Consider the following 23,415-nt stretch of genomic DNA (forward strand, 5'->3'; position numbering starts at 1 on the left):
TCAATCTAAGTTTTACTTAACACCCTGAGTAGTTCGTGCCTCGCTATGCTTCGGCGTTTCCCGTCTCAGTGGGGTCGCATTATAGGGAGTACAGATTTTTACGCAAGCGTTTTATTGACAAAACTTTAAATAAAGCACTGTTCGCTGAGAATTTGAGCTAAACGCATTAAAAACACAACATAACTAGCACTTTATTAACATTTAACGCCTATTAAAGTGTTTGTTATGGCCTGCGCTATCAAAAAATACTGTCTACAGACCAGCTATTAAGTCATTTAGCTAAAAGCTATAGTTAAAGCCCGCGTAAAAACGACGACCTGAGTAGCTAGTATTGAGTAATCGCGCATCGGTGTCATTTCCTAAACGCGTTACTGATTCAGATTTAGTTAAATTAATAACCGCTGCGGTAAGGCTAAGCCCGTCGTATAAATTTACAGATGCATTTACATCGATTTGTTCGTAAGGGTCTTGGTATACATTTAATCCGCTATTTAAACCGAGTACTGTTTCGCCGCGCTTATTATAAGAAGCACGTACATTAAAATAACCTCCTTCATAATAAACAGAGGTGTTGTACTGATACTTTGCACTACCTATTAAGGCCGACTGACCAAATTCTTCACCATTAATTGTTACATCTGCTTTATTGGTTTTGTTATAAGTGTAATTTGCGTAAAAGCCAAAACCACTATCAAAGGCATGCTGAATAAATACTTCCGCGCCTTTTGATACTGCATCGGTGCCATTACCTACAGTGCTGTAAGGGGCTATATTAATAGTCCCTGCATCCACTATATTATTTTTACCAGCAAAGTTTTGCTCTACGTCGATCACCAGTGGCACAACAAAGTTATCTACTTTCTTATGAAAAAGTGCCAACCCAACAGCAGAACCTTCGCCATAATAATACTCAATAGATAAATCAGCTTGAACTGATTCAAATGGTTTCAAGTTTTTATTTCCGCCACTACCGCTAAAACCAGGAAGCTCGTTAAATGCGGCTCTATCTTCTGCCCATTCACCTGATACATAGGTAATGCGCTGCTGCGCACCTAAATCACTATAGTCAGGACGAGATATTACTTTAGCTATTGCCCCACGAATAACTAAATCGTCGGTTGCATCCCACGCTATATTAAAGCTTGGCAAAACTTGAGTGTCTTTGTTTTGCTGAGTGACTAATTGATAGTCTTCTACAAAACGAGCGTCACCTGTTACTGGCTCACCTGTTTCATCATTTGTGTGATCTAATTGGTAGGTATATAAGTCAGTAGATGAAGTAAGTGTTTTTGTTTGCACAACACGCACACCCAAATTACCTCTGACTTCACTAAATTCAAAATCACCTTGTATATAAAAAGCCGATATTTTTTCTTCTATATCGTAAACAAAATTATCTTCAATGCGCGTATAAGGTACATAACTAGCAGTGACCATATCGCGGTATTTATTCCAGTCGATACTTGGCATTTGGTTTATATCAAAACCACCTGCAATATTATTCTCACTAGTAAATACATTTTGAGCTAATGGCATTCCACCATTCCATTGGTAGCTATCAAAACGGGTAATACCTTGCTCACTTGCTTCCCCTGCAGCAATATCAAAATTTGGATCTAAAAAGAAGGTGTTGCCGGTTTCACGGTGAAGAATTGAGTTGCGGTACTTAACACCGGTTCTAATTGTTTTTAAAAAGCCCCAATCAACATAAAAATCCACATCAGCTTGGTAGTAATCTTCTTCTAGCTCACTGCGTACAAAGCTTGAGTTTGAAGAGCCCGCATCACGACCGCCTCCAACTCCATTTTGTAAATTAACTAATGTATTAGGGTCGATATTAAGTGACACATTATTTTGATTGAGCGACCAGCCAGCCGTTTGAGCTGCGTTTTGAATAGTGGCTGCGTTTTCGCCCGCGTTAGAACTTTTATACGCCGCTTCCCAGCTTTCTTCTGGGCCGCCCTCTGATTGTGTATTACCAATTACAAAGCGCGCTTTAAAATTATCACCTTCATAGGTTAAATTAAAATCAAAGGTATCGGAGGTAGATTCCTCACGTATGTAGCTGCCACGCATCCACGGAAATTGCATATCATTTTCGACACCACTTGCCATTGCATCGTATTGCATACCAGTAACAATAGTGCCCGACTCATCAAGATTTACATCCGTCAAAAAATCAGGATTTAAAGACCACTCTGGTATATCAATCACAGATTCTGTTCTGTCTTGCCCAAGTGTAAAACCAAAATAATTAAAGCCAAGCTCTAAACGATTTGTTGGTCGCCACTGTGAACTAAATTGAATCCCTTCGCGCTCACGTTTTTCGTTAAGAACAGAGCCTCGAACAACTTGTGAAAACCAAACGCCATCGTAACTGTTGCCGTTTGCATCATTAATAGTATCCCAACCATTATTGTTATTAACTGCGTTACCGTTTATATCTGTAGGTTGCCCAGTGCCAGTATAGCGCCATACATTAGCATCAGTACCGCCCGAAAGCGTTCTGTTTGTCCGTTCCTGATAGGTATAGCCAACTAATACACCAAAGTTTTCGTTGTCGTTTTTCCATGAATATAAACCCGTAAACTGCGGCTCATACTCTTTTGTAACATCAGCGTAAGTACTCTCGACATTAAATACACCCGAGTTTGCATTCATATTTAAAGGTTTTCGGCTGTGCATTAATACAGTGCCACCAACCCCACCTTCATCTAAGCGTGCCTCTGGCGATTTATAAACCTCGACGCTTTCAATCATTGAAGACGGTAACAAAGCATAATCAAACGAACGCGAAGGCTCCCCCGGAGAAGATGCTATAAAATTACCATTAAGCTGTGTAAAGGTAAGTTCTGACGATAAACCACGAATACTGACAGATGAACCTTCCCCGCCATCACGCTCAATTACTACACCGGGTACACGCTGAAGTGAGTCTGCAACGTTTTTATCAGGGAACTTTCCAATGTCTTCCGCGGTAATGGCATCAACTACAGATCCCGACATACGTTTTACATCTAAGTTTTCGGCCATACTTGAACGGATACCACGTACTTCTATTACTTCCATATCTTTTGCGTGCTGCGAGTTTTCTTGCGCTGCAAAAGCACACGTAGAACCCAAAGCAGAAAAAATTGATACATAAAGTGACGACTTACAAAACGTTGAAAAAGGGAAAGGGTATATGCTTGCTACTATCATGTGAGAGGCTGTTCCATTTAAATCTGCTTATATAAAACCTAAAGCGAGAAGTTAGTCCTTTTACGTAAATTATTTACGAAATGGCAAAAATTGTTCCCAATTCTACACAGCCAAACTTAACCGTTTGTTAATCATCAATATTAAAACTAAATAAACGTCTCATATAACTGTATTAATACCTATTGGATGAAACTTAAAATCCAACCCACACATCAAAATCACTCTTAATTAACAAGCTAATAGAGGCTTTGTTGAATTTAATAGCTTAATAAAATAATTACGCTGCATAAATCATAGGGTGTATAGAAAAAACAAAGAGGATAACTAGATGTGGTAGTCAGCAGTTTATACTTTAGAAAGCAAAACTGCCGAATGATATTTGAAAGAAGTAACAATTGCTAAATAGCGCTTGGTTAATCAAGCGTAGCAATAACCTCTGAAAGCTCTAAGAGTGTAGGCTTTCCACCATAATAATTTGTATCTATATGATAACTATTACCAATCCAAAAAGGCGCTTTAGTTGAGTTATGTCCATGTATTGAAAAGTCGACTCCATGACTTTTAACTACCTTATTTTGTTTAACTACTTCGCGATCCCACAATAAAGATTGCACGATTAGCGATTTATCATCAGGGTAATTTTCCCAATCCCACGATTGTGCAAATGTATGAGACAACCCTATTGTATAACCACGATACTCAAGTACTATTGAAAGCGGTTTAGTTAGTAACTCATCGCACATGACACTGAGCTTTTCACTTGATACCGACTTGTGCCAATTACCACCATTACCAGTCCATAAATTAAAAGCCGCTTTATCATTACTTAATAATGATTCCAACATTAAATGCTCATGATTACCTAATATCATACATGCCCTAATGGCCTGTAAGTATGTAAATAAGTCATATGTTTTATCCCCGCGATCAACAAAATCGCCTAGGCAAAACAAAGTGTCTCTTTCAGGGTCAAAATTTACGTTATTAAGTGCGCTTTTTAAGGCCGGTAAATCACCATCAAGATCGCCAATTACAAATACTCGGCACTCATCATTAATAAATATGGCTTGTTTTGAAGATACAGCCTGAATAGCGTTAATACCTATATCCAAAATAGACTCCTATAGAATGCAATCTAAAACTTAGATTAATACTTGAGTTTATAAAGCCTTAAGGTAACACAATATAATTGATAATTAATGAAGGTAATAAAATTTGATTGAAACTAAAAATGCATGACGGCGGACTTTAGCTACAAGCTAAATAAGTAATGTAGATAGTTTTTAGCCGATAGTAAAAAGCGGCTTAGCAAAATACCTGAACAAGTTATAAGTTCGTTAGCAGCACAAACTTATCAGCCAGCTCACCTAAACTTTCACGCTTATTAGGATCGGGCTTTATACAGTCAATAGGGCAAACACTTACACAAGTAGGTTTATCATAATGCCCTACACACTCAGTACATTTACTAGCATCTATTTGGTATATTTTAGCGCCCATATAAATAGCCTCATTAGGGCACTCTGGGTCACACATATCGCAGTTAATGCATTTGCTATTTATGAGTAGAGCCATTTTTTACCCTTTTCAATTAATATCATTATAAAACAAAAAGATAAGTAAAAACAAATGTGTGTAAAGGCTAACTTTTGTGCAGTTCTAGTTTAATAAAAAAACCGCTATTTTTCATTAAATCGTAACACAAATTAGTAACACAAATTTTTATTTTTGGGTGTAAATTACAGCCGCGAATTATGCCTATCTTTCTCTGTTGCTTTGTTGATCTTAATCAATAAAAATCGCCGCAAGGCCTTTATTTATATAGGTTTAATCAAAGTGAAAAAATCACTATCAACGCTTACCAAAGCTCAATACACGAAAGCGAAACTAGAATGGAAGCAACTTAAATCGCCATTTTCTATGCAGCACATAAATCGCTGTGTTATTTTGGCCTCTCAAATCATCTTTTTTGAGGAAAAAGAAAAATCAAAACAAGAGGTTAAGAAACAAGATACGAAGCGATTATCGAAATATGAGGCACAACACAATCTTCGTCTTATATTTACCCTATCTGGAACAGTATCTTTTTACTCAGCTTTCCCTAAATCATCTGGCATAGCTAATACCAAGTTAGGTGAAGCACCTGAATTAACAATAGCAAAAGCGCGTAAGCTTACTGATCAAATGAAGTATGGCGTTTTAAATAATCATAATATTAAAACTGTGTTTGATGCATATGAACAAAGCTTAATAGAGCGTCATAACATCGCACCCACTAAATTTGCAGCTTCATCGCTCAGAACATATCAATGCAGAATAAAAAAGCTCAGGCATCATTTTCCGCTTAAGAGAGCGTTCCAGTCTCTTACAGCTGGAGAGTTAGAAAAGATTGTAGATATAATTATAAAAATAGAGTCTAACAACCAAGCAATTGAGCTTTTTGCACAAATTAGAAGAGTATGGCGATTTGCCAAAAACAAATTTAACTCAGGTAAAAACCCAGCTGCTGATATCGATGACTTTTACGTATCTGACCGTGTAGAAAGCCCCCGTCCTTGCCAAGTTTATACAGACTTAGATTCGATAGCTGAATTATGGATAAATCTAGCATCGGCCCCAAATGTACATCAAAAAAATGCTGCGCGATTTATGATTTTGACAGGCATTCGCCCTATTAATATTCCACAAATGAGGTGGGAGTGGCTCAATAGTATCGACTTTCCAACCATAATTACCTTTCCGGCATCTGTTGTTGGGGTTCGTGGAGAAATGAAAAACCAAAAAGAATATAAGCTGCCATTAACCAAAGCCATGCGCGCCATTATTTTAGAGCAGAGAGCCTGGATGGAAAATGCATTACCCAACTGTAACCCTGACCATATATTTCTTCAGCCTCGCGATCTTAACAAACCATTTGCTAAAAGGTCGCTAGACAAAATCATTAAAGATTACTCACCTGTTGATGCAGTAAAAGGAGATAAAAGAAATATTGTAATGAAAGGATCTGCAGGTGCATTTTGCACAATGTGCCGAAGCTTTTTTAAATCCAACGCAAAAGCGATTATGGTTGCCAACGGCTATCATTTTAAGCATGCAGAAGAACTCACAAGACTCGCACTTCATCACCTTAGAAAAGAAGACGATCCAAACGGCTTAAATTATGATAAATCTGAAGAGCTATTTGGAACCTCTACAAAATTAAAATTTAATGTTTTTAAAATTCATGAAGCCAGTATTTTAAAAAGAGCCAAAGAACTCGAAAGCCAACAACTCAGACTCACAGGTATGCAAAGTAAACAAGCTAAAAACCTAAAAGAAAATAACGAAAAAAAAGCACTGAGAGATAGAGTTAAAGTTCATTTAGTTCATAAAGGCAGCTATGTAAACTTCATTAATCAACCACTTGGTGATACGGGTAGAATAGCAAAAGATTTGATCTTAACCGAAGAGGGAAGAGCTATTGTTGAGAGGTATTTAACTGACCAAGAAGCCAAAGCAAAAAATAATTAAAAAAAGTTTAATTTCGACTTACCAAAGTTTTTGTAAAAAAAATTAATTTCATATCATTGCCTTATTAGAGCGATACCTCATCAGTTATTTGATGATTTTAACTTTTTTAAGGCTTATATATTAATGGCAACATCAGTATTAAATTCAATAAAACCATGTGAGGTCACGATTAAAAGTCGCGATCTTTGCATGGCTGAATTTAATGCGAATAAGCCTCCATACAATGACGAGTCAATGGAAGAGCTAGCCAGTCTTGCCACTATTATATTGGCGCAAGAAAAAGGAAAAAGGCTTTCAAAGTACCAGCTCAAAGATCAAATAAGAATTGTATTCCAGCATGATGGCATTATTAAATTTTTTACTCATTTAAAAAAAGAACATGGCATAAAAAACACAAAGATTGGTGATTCTAATAATATGAGTTTTTCAGCAGCAAAATTAAAAGCGGCCGAAATATACAAAAAGAACACCTCTAATTACACATTCGAATTTGTAGTGAGTAAACAAATAGAAAACTTACAGGCAATTAATAAACATAGCCCTAGCAAGTTAGCTGAAACCACAGTAACAACATACACCTCTTACCTTAATGCAATTCAAAATGCCTTTGGTAAAAATACGTTATTTCAAACTATTACGCCTAAGATAATAGAAGCAACGCTTGACCAACTGCTAACAGAGAAAAGTGGTCCGCATGTGGCTAAGTTATTCGAGCAGATGAAAAAGCTGTGGGTGTTCGCAAAAAATAAATATAATAACGGCACTAATCCATTCCTAGAGATAGACAATAATTATATATCTTCTCGAACGGCGAAGCCTATTCCTTGTAAGGCATATACTGATATATCTCTAATTTCTCAGCTATACATAGGCCTAAAAGCGGCTAAAAATAATACATTAATAAATGCCGTACTACTGATGATGTTTACTGGGCTAAGGCCCATAAATATTTGTAATCTGCGTCTGTCGTATATAGATGATTTAAATAATCCTAAATTTTTAACGTTTCCTGAAACAACCCATACCACTCGCGGTGCTATGAAAAACCAAAAAGAGTTTAAAATACAACTCACACCCGAGATGAAAAAAGCGATACAACAAGAATTAAAATTAAACCCAGACAGAAACCGCACCTATTTATTCTGCAAGGTTAAAAACGGCTCAAACCCCATAAGTAAAGAGAGTTTAAACCGAGCTCTTAAATATCATGCACCAAAAAACATGGTGGCGGCCCCGCGAGATAACATAAATATAAAAGGCTCAGCCGGCGCATTTCCAACACTGCTTCGCAGCTTCTTAAAATCGCATATGAAAGAAGTGCTAACTAAAAAAATTGGGTCATCAACAATTGCTGAAATTGAGTCTAAAAAAATGCTTCATCACTCTGTTTCAGAGCACGATCCGATGAGTAAACATTATGACCACTCGAATAAAATATATAACACTGATATTAAAGCACTTTATAAAAACTTTTCCCTATTTGAGAAGGAAATACTTAAAGAAGTAAAAATACAGGCTAAGTTAAAAAACAAAACGGCTAAAAAATCATTTTTAAAATTTGATTATTCAAATAAATTTGTCGCTAACGTCAAAAGCACAGTAAGTGCTTATTCCACTATCTGGAGTAATATAGTTCAGCTACCCCAAAAGCTTAAAAAGAGCCGTCCTTTGCAAATATTAGAGTAGCGCTTACATATTGCTATACAGCGTTGTCGTTATTTACAAACCTATAAAGAGCTTTTACTAGGTGGTGCAGATTGATTTCTTATAAAAGCAGGAATATCAAAAATATCAGATGCTTTTGGTTTAGTGGCGACTACTTTAGAGTTTGACTCAATTCTAGTTTCATCAAGTATCATTTTTGAACTCGCGCCCGTAGCAATAACCAGTAGCTCATAATTGGTTGTTAAGTTTTCAATTTTTGAAACACCACAAATAACCAATGCGTTTGGGCTTACCTGCTGACGCACAGTATCAGTAATAAGGTTATAGCTACCCAGTGAGATTTCATCTTTGCAATTTACTTGTATTATCACGCCAGTACTTGATGACATATCTACCTGATTAACCAGTGGGTTATTGAGTGCACTATCAAGTGCAGTAGTGAGCTCGCTCTCATCATTACACTTGCCTACGCCAAGTACAGCATCGCCTTGGCAATCCATAATTTTCGCAAAATCATTTAAATCAACGTTTATTAAGCCTTGATAGCAAAGCATGTCGATGAGTGATTTTATCAGTGAGTGGAGTATTTGGTTTGAATGTTTAAACGCATCGAATAATCCTATATCGTTACCAAGCACCTCAATCAGTTGATCGTTTGGGAGAGTAATAACCGCATTAGCATGCTCTTTAAGCTCATTTAAACCTGCTTGCGCTATATTATTTCTAAACTGCCCTTCACTACTAAATGGTAATGTAGCAACAAATATAATGGGCTTACCTTGCTCACTAGCAAGTTGTGCAATATACGGGCTAGCGCCAGTCCCAGTACCGCCCCCCAACCCTGTTGCACACAGAATTATATCGCAGCCATTAATAAGCGTTAAAAGCTGCTCTTTACTCTCTTCTGCCGCTTGTAGTCCAACTTTAGGGTCGGCTCCTGCACCGTAACCATGAGTTAGCTCAGCACCTATTAGTACTGCTTCATCACTCTGTGTATGTTCAAGTACCACTTTATCGGTATTAACACTGTACAAGTGCGCCTGTTCAGACTCACGCTGTTCGAAAATACTGTTAAGCGTATTACAGCCACACCCACCAATGCCAAATACACCGATTGATAAACCATCATTTTGTTGAATTAATTGAAACATAACACCTCCTTAACTTTAAAAGGAGCATAGCAAACAGGTGCGTCAAATTTTGACGCACCTAAACAAGTTGGAGTTATTTATAGATGTTAGCGGCCGCTTTAAGCTTTGTAGTGATTCTTTGGCGCAGCTTTTCAGGTTTAACAACCTCGAGCCAATGGGCACATTTAAATAGCTCATCGGTCAATTGCTCGCTATCAATAGTTTGGTAGGTAAATAATACGTTTTTATCGTCAATCTGTTGCTTGTCAATCAGCTCGCCAAGCTCAATAAACCCTTGATTAACTGCAGAGTGGCTAGGCACTTTTACAATTAACTCGATCGCTTCTTGCTTCATGTCTTTATTAATCGCACTGCGCAGCGACTTTAACTGCTCATTGCTTGGCTCACGTCGTGTTTTTTGCAAAATGTGTACATTACGAATGCGGTAAACCGGCATCTGGTAGCATTTATCGTGAAACTCCCCCACCATAAACTGCGCCATCAACACTCCGCCTTGCTCAACTAAGTTATAAAAACTCAATTCAGCAAACTTTAACCAATGTGCCTCATCGTAAAGTACTCTATAAAGCTCAGCGCTCACTGCACGCTTATGCTTAATCGCATGCTCAATTTTCTCAACTAACTGAGTATCAATATTCACTTTTAACGACGACTTTGGAAGGGTTGAAAGCCACTCAGGCACATGACCATTAAAGCGTTTAAATGCCTGCTCTGCTTTAATATGCACTGAGCATTTAACATCACTGGGGACTGATTGCGGCAGTAACTGCTCCAGCAACAAATAGTGTTCAGCCATTTCACTGCTCATTACTTTTGCGTTACCACCTCGCCACTGTGAATTAATAGACCAACCATATGGTTTACTGCGCGTATCTTTTTCAAGACCAAAGCAACCTTGGTCGTAAAGTGATTGTAGGTCTCGCTGGAGCATACGGCTGGAGAGATCCAACCCACTTTTCGACAAAGCAATTTGTAGTTCACTCACTGAAGTACTTTTAGGACTAGAAGGGATATAATCTAAAATTGAATTATGTCGGGCAGTGTTCATAGTTTAAGTTTCATGCAGTTATTAACTTGAGCCTAAGCCTTTTGAGTTCATTTTAACATTTTTATATATTCATTTTTTAAGTACTCGTCTACTGCATCATGGTCTATATGACCACTCTTGTGCCAAGCAAGTACTTCTTTATAAGCTAAGTTACCAAAGCGAACCCAACCAATAATATTAGTCCTCAATAAAAACTGCACTATTTCACCACCAGATTTTATCGCGGCATCTCCAGCATCAATTAAGCATAAAGAGCCATGAGCAACTAGGAGCATTCGCCTAAGCTCTGGCTCAATAGCCCTAGGTATACAATTTTTCCAAGGCTCTTTATGATAAAAACGTTTCTTTATTACCCACATAATTCTAGTTAATAGCTCGGTAACAAGAACTGGGATAGCCATAGCCAAACCATGTCGAAAATCGTAGCCTTTTTCAAAAACCTTTGTAGCAATAGTTGCAAAAGTTTGCTTATCCTTACCAAACTCGCCAACATCAATTAATAACAGCAAATTATAAAATGGGATTGGTATACCAGAACCACGATTTCCCTTAGCAATTGAAGTATTAGAGCCAGCCATATCTGAAAAAAGGTGCCCTAACCAATTTACAAATCCACAAAATATTTTTGCGATGGTTGTATGACCTTTAAGTTCAAAGCTTTCAGTTTCAATTGTTATTAATTTTCCATTTGATACAAAACTTGATGTACTAGTAAACTGATTATAGATTGAAAAAAACAAACCAATAAGATCAGGTGAATGCCCAAGACTTTTTAAATGGTGGTTTGTTGGAGTTAGATTTTCTACAGCTCCTCCTGTACCTGATTTACCTTTTTTGTTGGTGCTGGTTTGGTCATAGTTTATACCAAATTTATTTTCCAAAAACTGGACAGCCTGACTACTCATCCACGTTTCTTTATCAAGTGGAGGTTTATTTTTAACTTCACATCTATCAAGGTATTTTTGGTAACCTTGGGATTCCTTATTTTGACGTTCAAAACCAAATGCTTCAGCAAACTTTTCCATAGCCCCTTTAGTGCCATTATCAGTAACTTTACCTAAAAGCCCTTCACCAGGGGCGCCAACTAAAAAAACATCAATAAGGCCGCCTATAACACCGCATGTTCCTGCTATTAAATAATCATACTTATCGCAGTTGGCATTTTTATGAGTAAACTCATCTTTTATTCGTTTTTCTATATTCACTTTCTGAGATAAAGAAAGCAGCTGATTATAGGGATCTGATGTTAAGTCAATATCATGCTCACCAGCATACTTATTGATTGAATAAATATATTCATTCCAATCAGTATCATCATCTATATCAATTGTAGATAACATTTGTATTGGATTATTCTTTTGCAGCACAATGCCATTCGTATCAGCAATATAAGCGTCTAAGGTAGAGTCTACGTTTTGCTTTCGCTCATCAAAAACTATACCCGATTCATTCAATAGATCACTCATGCTCTCCAGCATGCTGTCTAAGTTTGCATCTGAGTTATTTTGATCAATTAATAAAGAATCTAAAACAGCATCTATTTCTGTTATTTTTGCATCAGCATTGTCTAGCTGATGCTTTTGCACCAGCATGACAGAGGCTTTTTCGTCTTTATTTATCATTAAGAAAAAAGACCTGACACTTTACCTTTGATAACGTCAACTGCATTAAAATAGCCGATATTTTCAAATATTTTCGCAAGCTTATCTAGCTGAGATGTTGGTATATCATTCTTCAAACTATAAACTTTACTAATTTTTTCATTGCCATCAACTACCTTACTAACATCCTTCTCAATATAAAAAGACATTACCACGGTGTAAATTTGTTGTTTTGTAGGCTCTTTTGTTAGAGATTTTAACTTACCGTGATCTAATTCATTTGGACAACGCATTTTAATACAGTTGTTCTGAGTACGATTAGATTTTTCGTTTAACACATCGGCAGCGCCTGACAATGCTGTCATCATTTTCATAAGTTTTTGTATCTTTGCATCTTGTAAAGAATGATTTTTTAGAGCCTCATTTAATTTATTCGTTATAAAGTTTAAATCTCCTATTAATAACGATATTGTAGATTGAGTCTGTTTTATGACTTCATTGAGCATCAATTCGCGTCTTTTAAATTGATCAAGCTCATTTGCACCTGTTAAATGCTTTATGCCTTTATATGCACCAACACCTATTAATACAGCTATACCAATTCCAGTAGCCATGCTAGAAAACCCCAAAGCTCCTCCAAGACCAAGAGTAGCTAAACCAGAAGTTAAACCTGCTGCAGACATACCAATAACAGAACCAGATAAGTAAACAGCTGCCAATGGAACCCCTACGGCTCCTGCCTTAGCTGATAATTCTTTCATACCCTTAGTAAGTGCATCATCTGTGAAATCAGTTTTAAGCATATTAAAATCTAGTTTTATTGCATCAACGGCTAAATCTATTTCTTCATCGCTAACAGCAAAAAGCTTTTTATTATTGTTTAAAAAATCGAAGTTTTCGTACTTTCCATTATTAACACTCATGTAAGTACTAATAAGATCTTTAACCAATGAAATCCTAATAGATTTTATATGGCTAGGGGATGCCTCTTCATCTATAACGTTAAGTAACTGAGCAACTGATAAATGTGTATCAGTATTAGAAATATAGCCCCTAACTTCAAAACGAGACTCTGTTGTTAATTCTAAACGAGTCATTAAAAGCAATATTTCAGCAAACTCTTGATCGTCAACAACACCATCATCGGAAAAAGCCATGTTAATAACTATTTTTAAATAAGCTATTTTAAGTCTTTCAGACATCTCACTGAGAGTAATTAGCTGATCTTCTTCTTCAAAACTGTCTGTATTTTTTATTGCATCATTTAATATATTTGCTAATAGCTCATAGTTACAACTCAATAAACTGGTTAAATTAACACTTGAATTATCGGCTTTTACAAATTTTATACTTTCTGTGATTTTTTCTTTACCGTTACTTTTTTGTTCAACATCTTTTATGTACTCAACGGCCTTCAAGTCTGAAAATTTTATATAATACGGATCTTCAAACATATCCTTTATGGCTATTTTCTCACCAGTAATTGCAAAACCATCTTTCGCACTACCAAAGGCCGTATTATCAAAAATAGCGACTATTGAATTAATAACATCAACTAACCCCATCGATTTAGCCGCATTATTCAGCTTTTTTTCTGGAATATTTGGAGCTGTAAAGACATTTGAACTCACAGAGCCAATATTCTCTTTTATGTACATATTTATATTTTGCATATTAAATCCCTAGTTATGCGTTTTTTGAACTTGTTATCTCCGAGCTGATTCTCTTTAAGATAATCTGGAGTTCTTTTTGTTCCCATCATCTTATCCCTTATAAAAAATGATTTAGCAAATTCATCACAACCCAACTGTGTGCTGCATACTCTGCATCCAAGAGACTTTAAAAGCGGGGTCATTTGCAAATAATTTATAAAGTTCTAACTCATCTTTACGCCTAGCCAGCATTACCTCTTTCACCATTTTTTCGAATGCTAATTCACGGTTATGTGGATCAGGGTTGTTTTGATATTTAGCTTCAAAGTCTGGATGCTGTTTTATACTTTGTGCAATATTTATGAATTTAACTTTCTGTTCTTCTGGCGTTGCACTCCAGCCTTGGAACCACTTTTCATTAAAGTTTTTTATGATGTCGTCTAGCGGGTCTCGCTCTTCTTCACCACCATACGAACCACGAGGGTTAGGATTCTGTGGTGCTAACTCAGTTTCATCATCGTCAAGTCCAATACCATAATTCAACTTAACTCGTTGAAGACCATAAGAACTTAGATCAACAGACTCTAATAATTCATCAAGCGCTGCTGAGTCAGGGTCTTTAACAATAAGCTTTGGTATTAAAAATTTTAGAAACCAAAATAGCTTTTCCCATGCAACAATTTCGTATGGCATGATTGAAGCCATCTGCCCATATATTTTCACGAACTGTTTCGCTTTTACTTTGAAATCAACTTTATCTTCGTTTTCAAGCTCTAATTCATAGTTAAAACGGTTGGCAGCGGTATCAATAATTGGACTAAGTGTCTGTGCATCTTCGTCATTGAAGTAACGTTTAATAAAATCTTCAACCTCATACCATTCGTATACACCAACATCATCCATCGAGTCTTTCAACTCATGTAATACATTAATGTCAGTAGCTTCTGACAATGTTGTTGAGGTATAGAACGGATCAAATGATGTTTTGATATCATCAACATTGTTAAAGAAATCGAGTACGAACAAATCTTCTGTCTTTTTGCCAAGCTTAGGTGCTGAGCGATTTAAACGAGATAATGTTTGAACACAAAGAACACTCGCTAATTTTTTATCCACGTACATTGCGCAAAGTTTTGGCTGGTCAAAACCCGTAAGGTATTTGTTTGCAACAATTAATAAGCGATATTCGTCTTGATTTATATGCTTTGGAATTGGATCGCTTGGGGCTTTACGCTTAAAATTAACATCGAAATAATCTTTAGTGTCCCCCTCAGGAAAGCCATTCATATCAGATTCGGTATATTCAATACCATCAACTTCTTTAGTTCCAGAAAATGCAATAACGGCTTTAAACGGATTACCTTGCAGCTCTAGTAGCCTAGTTATGGCTTTGTAATAACGAATAGCTGTTTCAATATTTTGAGTCACAACCATTCCTTTCGCTTTACCCTTTAGCTTTTTACTATTTACCACTTGTGGTATGAAATGCTCAAGCATGATCTCAGCTTTAGTATTGATCGTTTGCTGACTTGTCTCTACGTATGCACGTAAACGTTTCTGTGCTTTTTTAGTATCGAAATCAGGGTTATCTTGAATCGACTTCTCAATCTCGTAATAGCTTTTGTACGTAGTGTAATTAGCAATAACATCAAGAATAAAGCCTTCTTCAATGGCTTGTTTCATTGAATATAAATGAAATGGCTTAAAACTACCGTCTTCTTGTTTTTGACCAAACTTTTCTAATGTGCTGTTTTTAGGCGTTGCAGTAAAGGCTAAATATGAAGCATTGCCTCGCATCTTACGTGAGCGCATAGCTTGTAGTACTTTATCTTGCGCATCTTCAGCTTCTTCTACTTCAGTTTTACCCATCGCTCTGTTCATATTGTCATGGGCAGAGCCTGACTGAGAGCTATGTGCTTCATCAATAATTACTGCAAAACGTTTATCACTTAAATCACTAATGCCATCAATAATGAATGGGAACTTTTGAATAGTGGTAATGATTATTTTCTTGCCATTTTCTAAGGCAGATTTAAGCTCAGATGATTTAAATGCAGGAGCAACAATGTTTTTAACTTCAGAAAATTCTTTAATGTTATCTCTAAGCTGTTTATCAAGTAATCGTCTATCAGTAACTACAATCACTGAATCAAATAACGGTTGTTCAACACCTTTACTACCTTGAATGTCTGCACTCGCAGGGTAAGTTTCAATTAATTGATAAGCTGCCCACGTAATAGAGTTTGATTTACCTGAACCCGCTGAGTGCTGAATTAAATACGTATGACCAACACCGTTAGTTGAAGCATGGTCTATTAAGCGGCGAACGACATCCATCTGGTGGTAACGAGGAAAGAACAAGGTTCGTTTTTTCAAATCATCTTTACTACTACCATCTAAACGAACAAAGTGCTGGATGATGTTAGCAAGACTAGCTTTAGTAAAGACCTCTTCCCATAAGTAACTAGTTTTGTGGCCATGCTTATTGGGAGGATTACCCTGACCGTGATTGTTACCTTTGTTAAACGGTAAAAAGAAGGTGCTTTTACCTGCAAGCTTGGTGGTCATATATACTTCATCAGTATCAACTGCCATATGCACTAAACAGCGCCCAAACTGCAATAACGACTGCGAGGTATCTCTATCATTACGGTACTGTTTTTGACCATGATAACGAGCATTTTGGCCGGTCCATGCATTTTTAAGCTCTAATGTTATCAACGGAATACCGTTAATAAACAACACCATATCAATTTCTTGTAACGGGTTCGTTTTTGAATACCTTAATTGACGAGTTGAGCTAAATATATTGGCATTAAAGTTTTGTTTAACAGAATCACTACTACTAGCTAATGGTGATGGATACATCAGATTTAAATGCGCATCTTCAACACTTAAGCCTTTTTTAAGTAAATGCAAAATGCCATGTTTTTTAATAAGCTTGTCAAAGCGCTCAAGTACTTTACGCTCCCAATCTTTCGGGCTATTTTTCTTAAGTTTCTCTAATTCTTGCTCTTGAGTGTTTTGTAAAAATTTCCAGAAAAACTTGGTATCTATGGCGTAGTGCATATCAAAATCAGAAGGATACCCTAGCTGATACATCGCTTTGTTATAATCAGGTGCAGCTTCCTGGACTCCTGCTTTTAAATCTTCTAAACACGTACCAGTTAAGTGTTTTTCAATTGCAGCTTCTAAAGCTTGCTCGTTTGTTTGGCTAACCATAATTATTCCTTGTTACCATAATGCGTTGCTAACGCACTTAACATTTCTTTTTGGTGCTGTTTTATTTCAGCTTCCCGCCAATCGTTTTGTTCTTTTAATAATTTGAACATGGCTTTTAACTTTAAAGAGTCATATTGTGGTTTGGCTTGAAAGTCGACCAATTTCTTCTTAACCGCTTGGTTGCTGTATGACGAGTTTTCACCTGGGCTTAATAGAACTAAATTACCAAATGCATCTAAGAAGTCTCGTTCCAACATGTTTTGATGCTCTTCATGTTGTGGATATACGTGCTCGACAGAGTTTTTAGCCGTTATGCGATATTTTTTAAACTGCTCTAGCTGCCTATCCGTCTCTTGTTTCCACAAAACATATTCTAATTTTTGAAACCAATAATGTTCAAAACTAGTACCTCTCGCTTGGGCAAAGTAATCAACGTTTACCTGCCAAGAACTTACTGCTGGTTGGTGTTGTTTTGCTTGTTTGAAGCTGGCTGTTTTTTGAGTTTCAGATTCATCAGCCATTGATAAATCATTATCAATTTTTTCAAGCAGCGCTATAGCTTGCGCATCTTCAGTAATATTATCTTTTATCAAGCTAGCAATAAACGGCGTGAGCCAATACTGAGCACTGCGTTCACCGGTAAAGTTTCGTACGCTTTGCAGCATTACTAGTTCGTTTAACTCTTTTTGGGTACGATTAATGTACCACTTGCCACTTGATTCACTTCGTGTCACATAGGTTAAACGTAATTGTTCATCATCACTATCATCACGCTCAACCCATTTAACCACCCAACGGTCAAACTGATAACGCACTTGCCACAACGTTTTTATAAATTCTTTAACTTCTTCTTCACTTGCTTTAGTAAGTGGCTCGAATGTTTCTAGCAACTTGTCTGCATGAACTCGAGGGATAACATCATCAGTGCTATCACCTAACTCAACAGCACGGTTAGCTAAATAAATGCGATAGGCGTGAATAAGTAACAATGGAAAACTAATAATTGGTCGGCAATAAACTGTTTCTTTTTCTAAGTCGTAGGTGCCAGAGTCCTGCTCGTTGTCATTATCCGAGCTTGCACTAGCATCATTGTTTTTATCTGTATCCGCTGCACTTCCATTTAATTGCTCAGCTAGTTGCATAATGGTTAAGCCTACTTTTTGCGCAGTGCTACCAGCGTTTTTTACAAATAACGCTTCATCAAAACAAGCTAAATGTTCTGATTTAATGCCATTCCACGGTGCTTTAGGAAAAACTTTACGTACATTGCGCTCAAAATAATTTTCCATGTGCTCGCACGCCAACCACATAGCATCGAATAAAGGCTTATCGGTAGTAACCTGTTTGAGCAGTTTTGATTTTAAAATATCAGCCTGTTCAAGCTGTATACCAGCGGTATTCATGGTGGCGAATAAGCGGTTTAAATCCATTTGCTTAGGTACAATATTATTCACCCATTGCACATGATTAAAAATGTAATCACCTAATAAAATACGGTCTTCGTGTTTAAGGGCTTTAACTTGTTGCTCTAATACCTGTAATGCAGCATATATGCGTTTTAAATATGGGTTATCACCAATGGCTTCTAGCCCAGGAAATACATAATCATCTAACCCCGCCAAACTACCTAACAAGTGTTGAACTTGATCACGAATAGTAAATTGCAGTCGCGGCTGTTTGTTAAAAGCGGCTATATCGGCAATGGCTGAATCAACTTTTGCCATTTTAAACGCAAGCGCAATAAGCATTAACGTGGTGGTGCGTTGCTGCCCGTCAATTAGCTCATAAATACCATTACCTTCTTCATCTTGCTCAATTGAGGTAAGTACTGTACCAATAAAGTAATTAGGCTCATCTGCTACACGTGCATCGTTAATATCTTTAAATAGCTTTAACACGGCTTCATCTGGCCAAACATAAGGGCGCTGGTAACTTGGAATACTAAATTGATATTCATTGGTTTGAATGTAATTTAGCGTGAGCACTTGTGTTTCAACATGATGCTGTGTCACCTGATTTCCTTTTGTATTAGCTTCATCTGTAAATACATTACCCATGTTGCTCTCCATTATTTTTGCGCATACTTAGCTGATTTACAGGCACAGTTTCAGTGCCTAAAGAAAGAATGTAAGCGTCCAACTGTACGGTATAAGTGTTAGCAAGTGTTTGGGCTGATTCGGTTTCAATAACCTCTATTCCAAAATGCTTTAATACATTAAATATAAAGCGTTTTTTAACGCTATTTTTATCTACCGCTAAGTTGGCAGGATCAGTTTTAAAACTAAAACGATCTAAATAGTCAAAACACATGTTTGGAGTGTAGCTGGCTGCAATCCAGTCAAGTACGGGGTTATCGCGAACAAATGCTGATATAGAGTTTTCTCTCACCGCTTTTTGATTACTTACTCGAGGTGAGTAAATAACGCGAAACAGCTTTTTCGCGGCAATGTCTAATTGTTGTTCGCCAAATTGGCTAATGTAAATAAGCAATGCAGTATCATATAACCCTTTTACATAGCTACAACCGTCCAGTTTGCAGATTAGGTTTTGATAAAAATGGAAGAAGCTATCAAGCGTGTTTCCTGCTTTTACGGAAGTTTTTGCAATTACATTTTTATTTTTAACCTTGTTGTTTTTAACTTTATTATTTTTAAATGGGTCGATTAAATATTTACTTCTTAATTGTTCAAAATAGCTTAAATAATGAATGGTATTAATACCGCTATTTAATGGCTGTCTTAGCTCATAACCTTGTTGTGCTTGTTTATCTATTTGACCACCATCAGGCAGGTAAGATCGCTCAAATCGTCCAAAAGCAATGTCATCACCTTTACCCGTACTTTCACCAAGTTCATTTACCACAGCACTTCTCACTAAATGCGGTTGACGATGAGAAGGTACATTACGGTTATACAGTTTTTGCCAGTAGCGCCCTTTAACTAATGAGCCAACAACAGAGTTTAAATCGCCAAGAGCCTCCCACTTAGCAGCAAACTCATTTTGGCTTTGGCGTGCAATGGCTCTAAGGTGATGCGCTTTAATAATATCGGGGCCGCTTAGCCTTACCCCACCGGTATTTTGAGTTTCGAAAAAGCGATAGGCATCGTCTTCTGAGCGTGTAACAACCAGCGTTAAGTTTATTTTATTGGCATCAAATGTGGCAATTTGGCTAGCATTGCTTTGCAGCCACTCCTGTAACCAAATCAGGTTTTTGATGATTTTTTGTTGCGATTCAGGTGAGTCGTAGCTTAAAGAAAGTTCAAAAGAGCTTGGTTCAAATGCATCTTGTTCATTATCTTGATTAGCCAAACTTTGCACATAGGCAATCAATGCTAACGTGGTTAAGCGTTGCTGACCATCAATAATATTTAACTGACCATTTTCAGCTGACTGATGCAAAATAACACTGCCGAGGTAATATCCATAGGCAGTATCACTTTGTGCTAAATCAGTTAAAAAAAGCTGATAATCACTTAACAGTTTTGTTATTTGCACTTCGCCCCAACGATAAGGGCGCTGATATTCAGGTATGGCTAATTCGCCATGAATTTCAGTTTCATTAGCACTAACAATACTCTCTTTACTGAATAACTGCGCTAAGGTACAACTTGCGACTACTACTGACACGTAACATCCTTATTTTTCAATTAAATAAAATCTTATACATATAAGTTTAAATTTATATGTTGACAACCAATGGTTAATTACAGGAGAATGCATCCGCTCACCTACCATTGCGTAGAAAGAGGTGACCGTATCGTCCGGTCCATAATTGGCGACCATTCTTTTTTAAAACCACTCACAATTCAATAACTCAGGTTTATTTCCCTGAGTATATTCTATGTACCATTTTTGATAAGAGCTTCTCTTGTATGTCTCTGTAATATAAAAGCTAGTGACTAAGAAAGAGTTCGCATTTCCCAGCTTTTGAACAATTACAACAAAGTCATGCTGATGTGCCCAAAAATATAACCTTACATGCTTTTTACCTTTTGTTTCTTTTCGATAAAAAAGCTTAATGCATGGATCTGAATGATTTACTAGCATAGGTTTTATCCACGAAATTCTTGCAGCTCTATCAGGATCAAATGGTCTTGTTTTAATTTTTACCATTTGCTTGCCTTGCTTTACTGTTTTCGACTTTTCCCTAGTTGTAATATGCCAAAATACTTCTTCTTTCCCATCACGTATACCTTGCCCTTTAGGATCAACATAAATTTGATTATTAATATAAGTATCAACAGTAATAAAATCTCGCTCAAAAAATGGATAAAGATGATCAAAAACATCCGGCTCATTATGCCCAGTCAAATTTAATGGAGCATTTAACATTACACGCTCCTTGGCATAAATCTGAAAATATTAAACTTAGCTTCCCACGGTGGGGTATTAATATTTAATAGATAGCCGATCCTTTGCTGCAAGTAATCAACTATTTTTTGTTTAATTTCACTACTGTGTTCTATATCCGTTCTATTTTGATAAGACACAGCACCAATCAATAAATCACAAATTTGAATCAATTGTGCCTCATATGATTGAATTACAAACGCATCTACATCTAAATGCCAGTTGGTTGAGTTTTGTAATACGCGGCAAAGTTCAGCTACTTTTTCGCCACCTAAGGTATCCATATAATCTAAATAGATTCGGTATTGACCATTTACCTCAAGAAAATCTCTTAGGGTGTAATAAAACATTTTGTAGTAAAAATTATTGTGAGAACCTGCATTATACTGGTCATGATTAAGTTTGTTTTTTTGTTGAACAACGGTTGTTTTAAACCTAAGTTCATCGGTATCAATAACAAGATCAATTAATGCTTTGTAAAACGGCCACTGCTTAGTTACCAGTTTCGTCCACTTCAGTTCATTATGATAATTGTGCTCATGGCGTAACCACTTAATGTGTTTGTTTAACTGTGTGGCTTTTTCAGCAGTACAATGAAGCGCACCTAACACCATAATGTCGGCACCATCATGCTGTAGATGGCAGCTTTCATCACAGAAAATTTTGTATACTTGCTTTTCAGTCATAATCACCTATCCACCATCAGCTTTGGTACTTTAATTTTTCCTGTTACAGCACTGTTAATCAGCGTGGTTTTGTATTCTTTGAGTTTTTCAATTTGTTGAACTTGTATATCTATTGCATCTTCAATTTTTCTCGTTTCATTTTCGAGGTAATTAAAAATTAATTCCTGTTCATCTAATGATGGTAAAAGTACGGGAAGGTTTTTTAATAACTCTTGGCTTAGTGAAGCTCTGATTACAAGGTTCATTTCTTTTACAAAATATTCACGCATCATGGCAGCGTTAAAGTAGTACTTTGAAAAGCCTTTAAATAACCTTTTAGCAGGTCTAAAACGAATTAAGAAACCGGCAAAGGTAGAGTCTTCAATTGTCTTCATGCAGATAGAAGCGAAACCAATTTCTTCAGCAGTTTCTGATGTCCTTGTGAATAAAATATCGTTCTCAAGGATTGAATATTGTTTCCTATCGTTCGTACTGGATTTTGCCAACCCACTTACTTTAGAAGGTAACTCTCTATTCTTATATACATCACCATAGCTAACAAAAGGAAAACCAGAACCAAAATACTCAGCCCCCGCACTGATACCATTTTGAGTAATACCTAAATATCTCACTTTAGATATCTCCCAATGCTCAGGAATTTCACCAATCCAATCGACGCCTGAATCTTTCATAGGTGTGTCTGGATTTAAACCTTGAGTCACAGCTTGTTGGATTATGATTTGCTTACGCTCTTTTAACAGATCGATTTGTTTTCCTTTGATGGCAATCGCTTCATCAATTTGTGCTGTTTTTATATCGAGAAAGTTGGCAATGGCGGTTTGTTCTTTCTCACTTGGTATGGGCAATAAAGAATATTGTAATTCATCATAACTGATATTTTTACCCTCTCGAATACCAACGACAGAGGTTTGCAGCTCAGAAATAAAAGCCTGGCTTTTAAATAAGTATTTATAAAAGCTTTCAATCAAATCAGTTCTTTTGGTTTTTAAAACTGTATAAGCAGGACTTATAATCCCATCATGATGACAGTACTCTAGACCGCCTTCAAAAGATCTCAGGCTAATAGCAAAATCACCTTTTTCAATAAACTTAAAGCTTTCTAAGCTCCCAGAAGGCATAACCATTCTGTTTGCAACCCAATCTCTTGGAACTACACCTTGATTTTGAGTAACCGACAATAAAATTTCTTTTGCTTTGTTTTTTATAGAAGTATCCTTAAAAAGAAACTTCATTTTAATGGCTTTCCAATTAGTAGGTAACTGACCAATCCAACCTATACCAGAATCTTTATATGCCTCATATTTAGGCATAGTGGTTAATTCATTCATC

At 36.6% G+C, this 23,415-nt stretch carries 15 protein-coding genes; 2 read left to right on the plus strand and 13 right to left on the minus strand.

The genetic code is table 11. From position 1 onward, the window contains the following. Positions 1-279 precede the first annotated feature (279 nt). The 3 genes from GQR53_RS15905 to GQR53_RS15915 form a co-directional block, all read right to left on the minus strand. Positions 280-3,201: a TonB-dependent receptor gene (locus tag GQR53_RS15905; RefSeq protein ID WP_165744494.1), complete on the minus strand. Its 2,922-nt coding sequence runs from the start codon at positions 3,199-3,201 to the stop codon at positions 280-282. Positions 3,202-3,614: 413 nt separating this feature from the next. Continuing rightward, entirely contained in the window at positions 3,615-4,313 is a 699-nt protein-coding gene (locus GQR53_RS15910) for a metallophosphoesterase (RefSeq protein WP_165744495.1), read from the minus strand. Positions 4,314-4,527: 214 nt separating this feature from the next. Then, positions 4,528-4,776, minus strand: a complete 249-nt coding sequence (locus GQR53_RS15915; protein ID WP_024591186.1) for a YfhL family 4Fe-4S dicluster ferredoxin — start codon at positions 4,774-4,776, stop codon at positions 4,528-4,530. 261 nt (positions 4,777-5,037) lie between these two features. On the opposite strand from GQR53_RS15915, the gene GQR53_RS15920 reads away from it, so the two are divergent. Beyond that, positions 5,038-6,711 (plus strand): hypothetical protein, encoded by a 1,674-nt coding sequence (locus tag GQR53_RS15920; protein WP_165744496.1) that lies wholly within the window; start codon positions 5,038-5,040, stop codon positions 6,709-6,711. Positions 6,712-6,834: 123 nt separating this feature from the next. Then, a complete protein-coding gene (locus GQR53_RS15925; RefSeq protein ID WP_165744497.1) occupies positions 6,835-8,397 on the plus strand; it encodes a tyrosine-type recombinase/integrase in 1,563 nt (520 codons plus the stop codon). A 41-nt stretch (positions 8,398-8,438) separates the two neighbouring features. Here GQR53_RS15925 and GQR53_RS15930 read toward each other — a convergent pair whose 3' ends face one another. The 10 genes from GQR53_RS15930 to GQR53_RS15975 all read right to left on the minus strand — a co-directional run bounded on the left by GQR53_RS15930 (position 8,439) and on the right by GQR53_RS15975 (position 23,414). Then, positions 8,439-9,527 (minus strand): cell division protein FtsZ, encoded by a 1,089-nt coding sequence (locus GQR53_RS15930; RefSeq protein WP_165744498.1) that lies wholly within the window; start codon positions 9,525-9,527, stop codon positions 8,439-8,441. A 73-nt stretch (positions 9,528-9,600) separates the two neighbouring features. Next, positions 9,601-10,512: a WYL domain-containing protein gene (locus GQR53_RS15935; protein WP_346774398.1), complete on the minus strand. Its 912-nt coding sequence runs from the start codon at positions 10,510-10,512 to the stop codon at positions 9,601-9,603. A gap of 110 nt (positions 10,513-10,622) precedes the next feature. Beyond that, complete coding sequence (locus GQR53_RS15940; protein WP_206013325.1) at positions 10,623-12,197, minus strand: hypothetical protein; 1,575 nt, start codon at positions 12,195-12,197, stop codon at positions 10,623-10,625. Then, positions 12,197-13,849 carry a hypothetical protein gene (locus tag GQR53_RS15945; RefSeq protein WP_165744499.1) on the minus strand — a complete coding sequence of 551 codons (1,653 nt, stop codon included), beginning with the start codon at positions 13,847-13,849 and terminating at the stop codon, positions 12,197-12,199. The genes GQR53_RS15940 and GQR53_RS15945 overlap by 1 nt, the downstream gene beginning before the upstream one ends. Positions 13,850-13,972: 123 nt before the next feature. Beyond that, positions 13,973-17,050 (minus strand): type I restriction endonuclease subunit R, encoded by a 3,078-nt coding sequence (locus tag GQR53_RS15950; protein ID WP_165744500.1) that lies wholly within the window; start codon positions 17,048-17,050, stop codon positions 13,973-13,975. Positions 17,051-17,052: 2 nt separating this feature from the next. Next, positions 17,053-19,107 carry a DUF262 domain-containing protein gene (locus tag GQR53_RS15955; protein WP_165744501.1) on the minus strand — a complete coding sequence of 685 codons (2,055 nt, stop codon included), beginning with the start codon at positions 19,105-19,107 and terminating at the stop codon, positions 17,053-17,055. Beyond that, a complete protein-coding gene (locus GQR53_RS15960) occupies positions 19,100-20,677 on the minus strand; it encodes a DUF262 domain-containing protein (protein WP_165744502.1) in 1,578 nt (525 codons plus the stop codon). Before GQR53_RS15960 ends, GQR53_RS15955 begins: the two co-directional genes overlap by 8 nt. A 162-nt stretch (positions 20,678-20,839) precedes the next feature. Continuing rightward, positions 20,840-21,382 (minus strand): RlfB protein, encoded by a 543-nt coding sequence (locus tag GQR53_RS15965; RefSeq protein ID WP_165744503.1) that lies wholly within the window; start codon positions 21,380-21,382, stop codon positions 20,840-20,842. Beyond that, a complete protein-coding gene (locus tag GQR53_RS15970) occupies positions 21,382-22,086 on the minus strand; it encodes a DUF3800 domain-containing protein (protein ID WP_165744504.1) in 705 nt (234 codons plus the stop codon). The genes GQR53_RS15965 and GQR53_RS15970 overlap by 1 nt, the downstream gene beginning before the upstream one ends. 2 nt (positions 22,087-22,088) lie before the next feature. Further along, complete coding sequence (locus tag GQR53_RS15975) at positions 22,089-23,414, minus strand: restriction endonuclease subunit S (protein WP_206013327.1); 1,326 nt, start codon at positions 23,412-23,414, stop codon at positions 22,089-22,091. Position 23,415: the final 1 nt, after the last annotated feature.

This window comes from Pseudoalteromonas sp. Z9A6 (genome assembly GCF_011378805.1).
GTDB classification, from domain to species: domain Bacteria; phylum Pseudomonadota; class Gammaproteobacteria; order Enterobacterales; family Alteromonadaceae; genus Pseudoalteromonas; species Pseudoalteromonas distincta.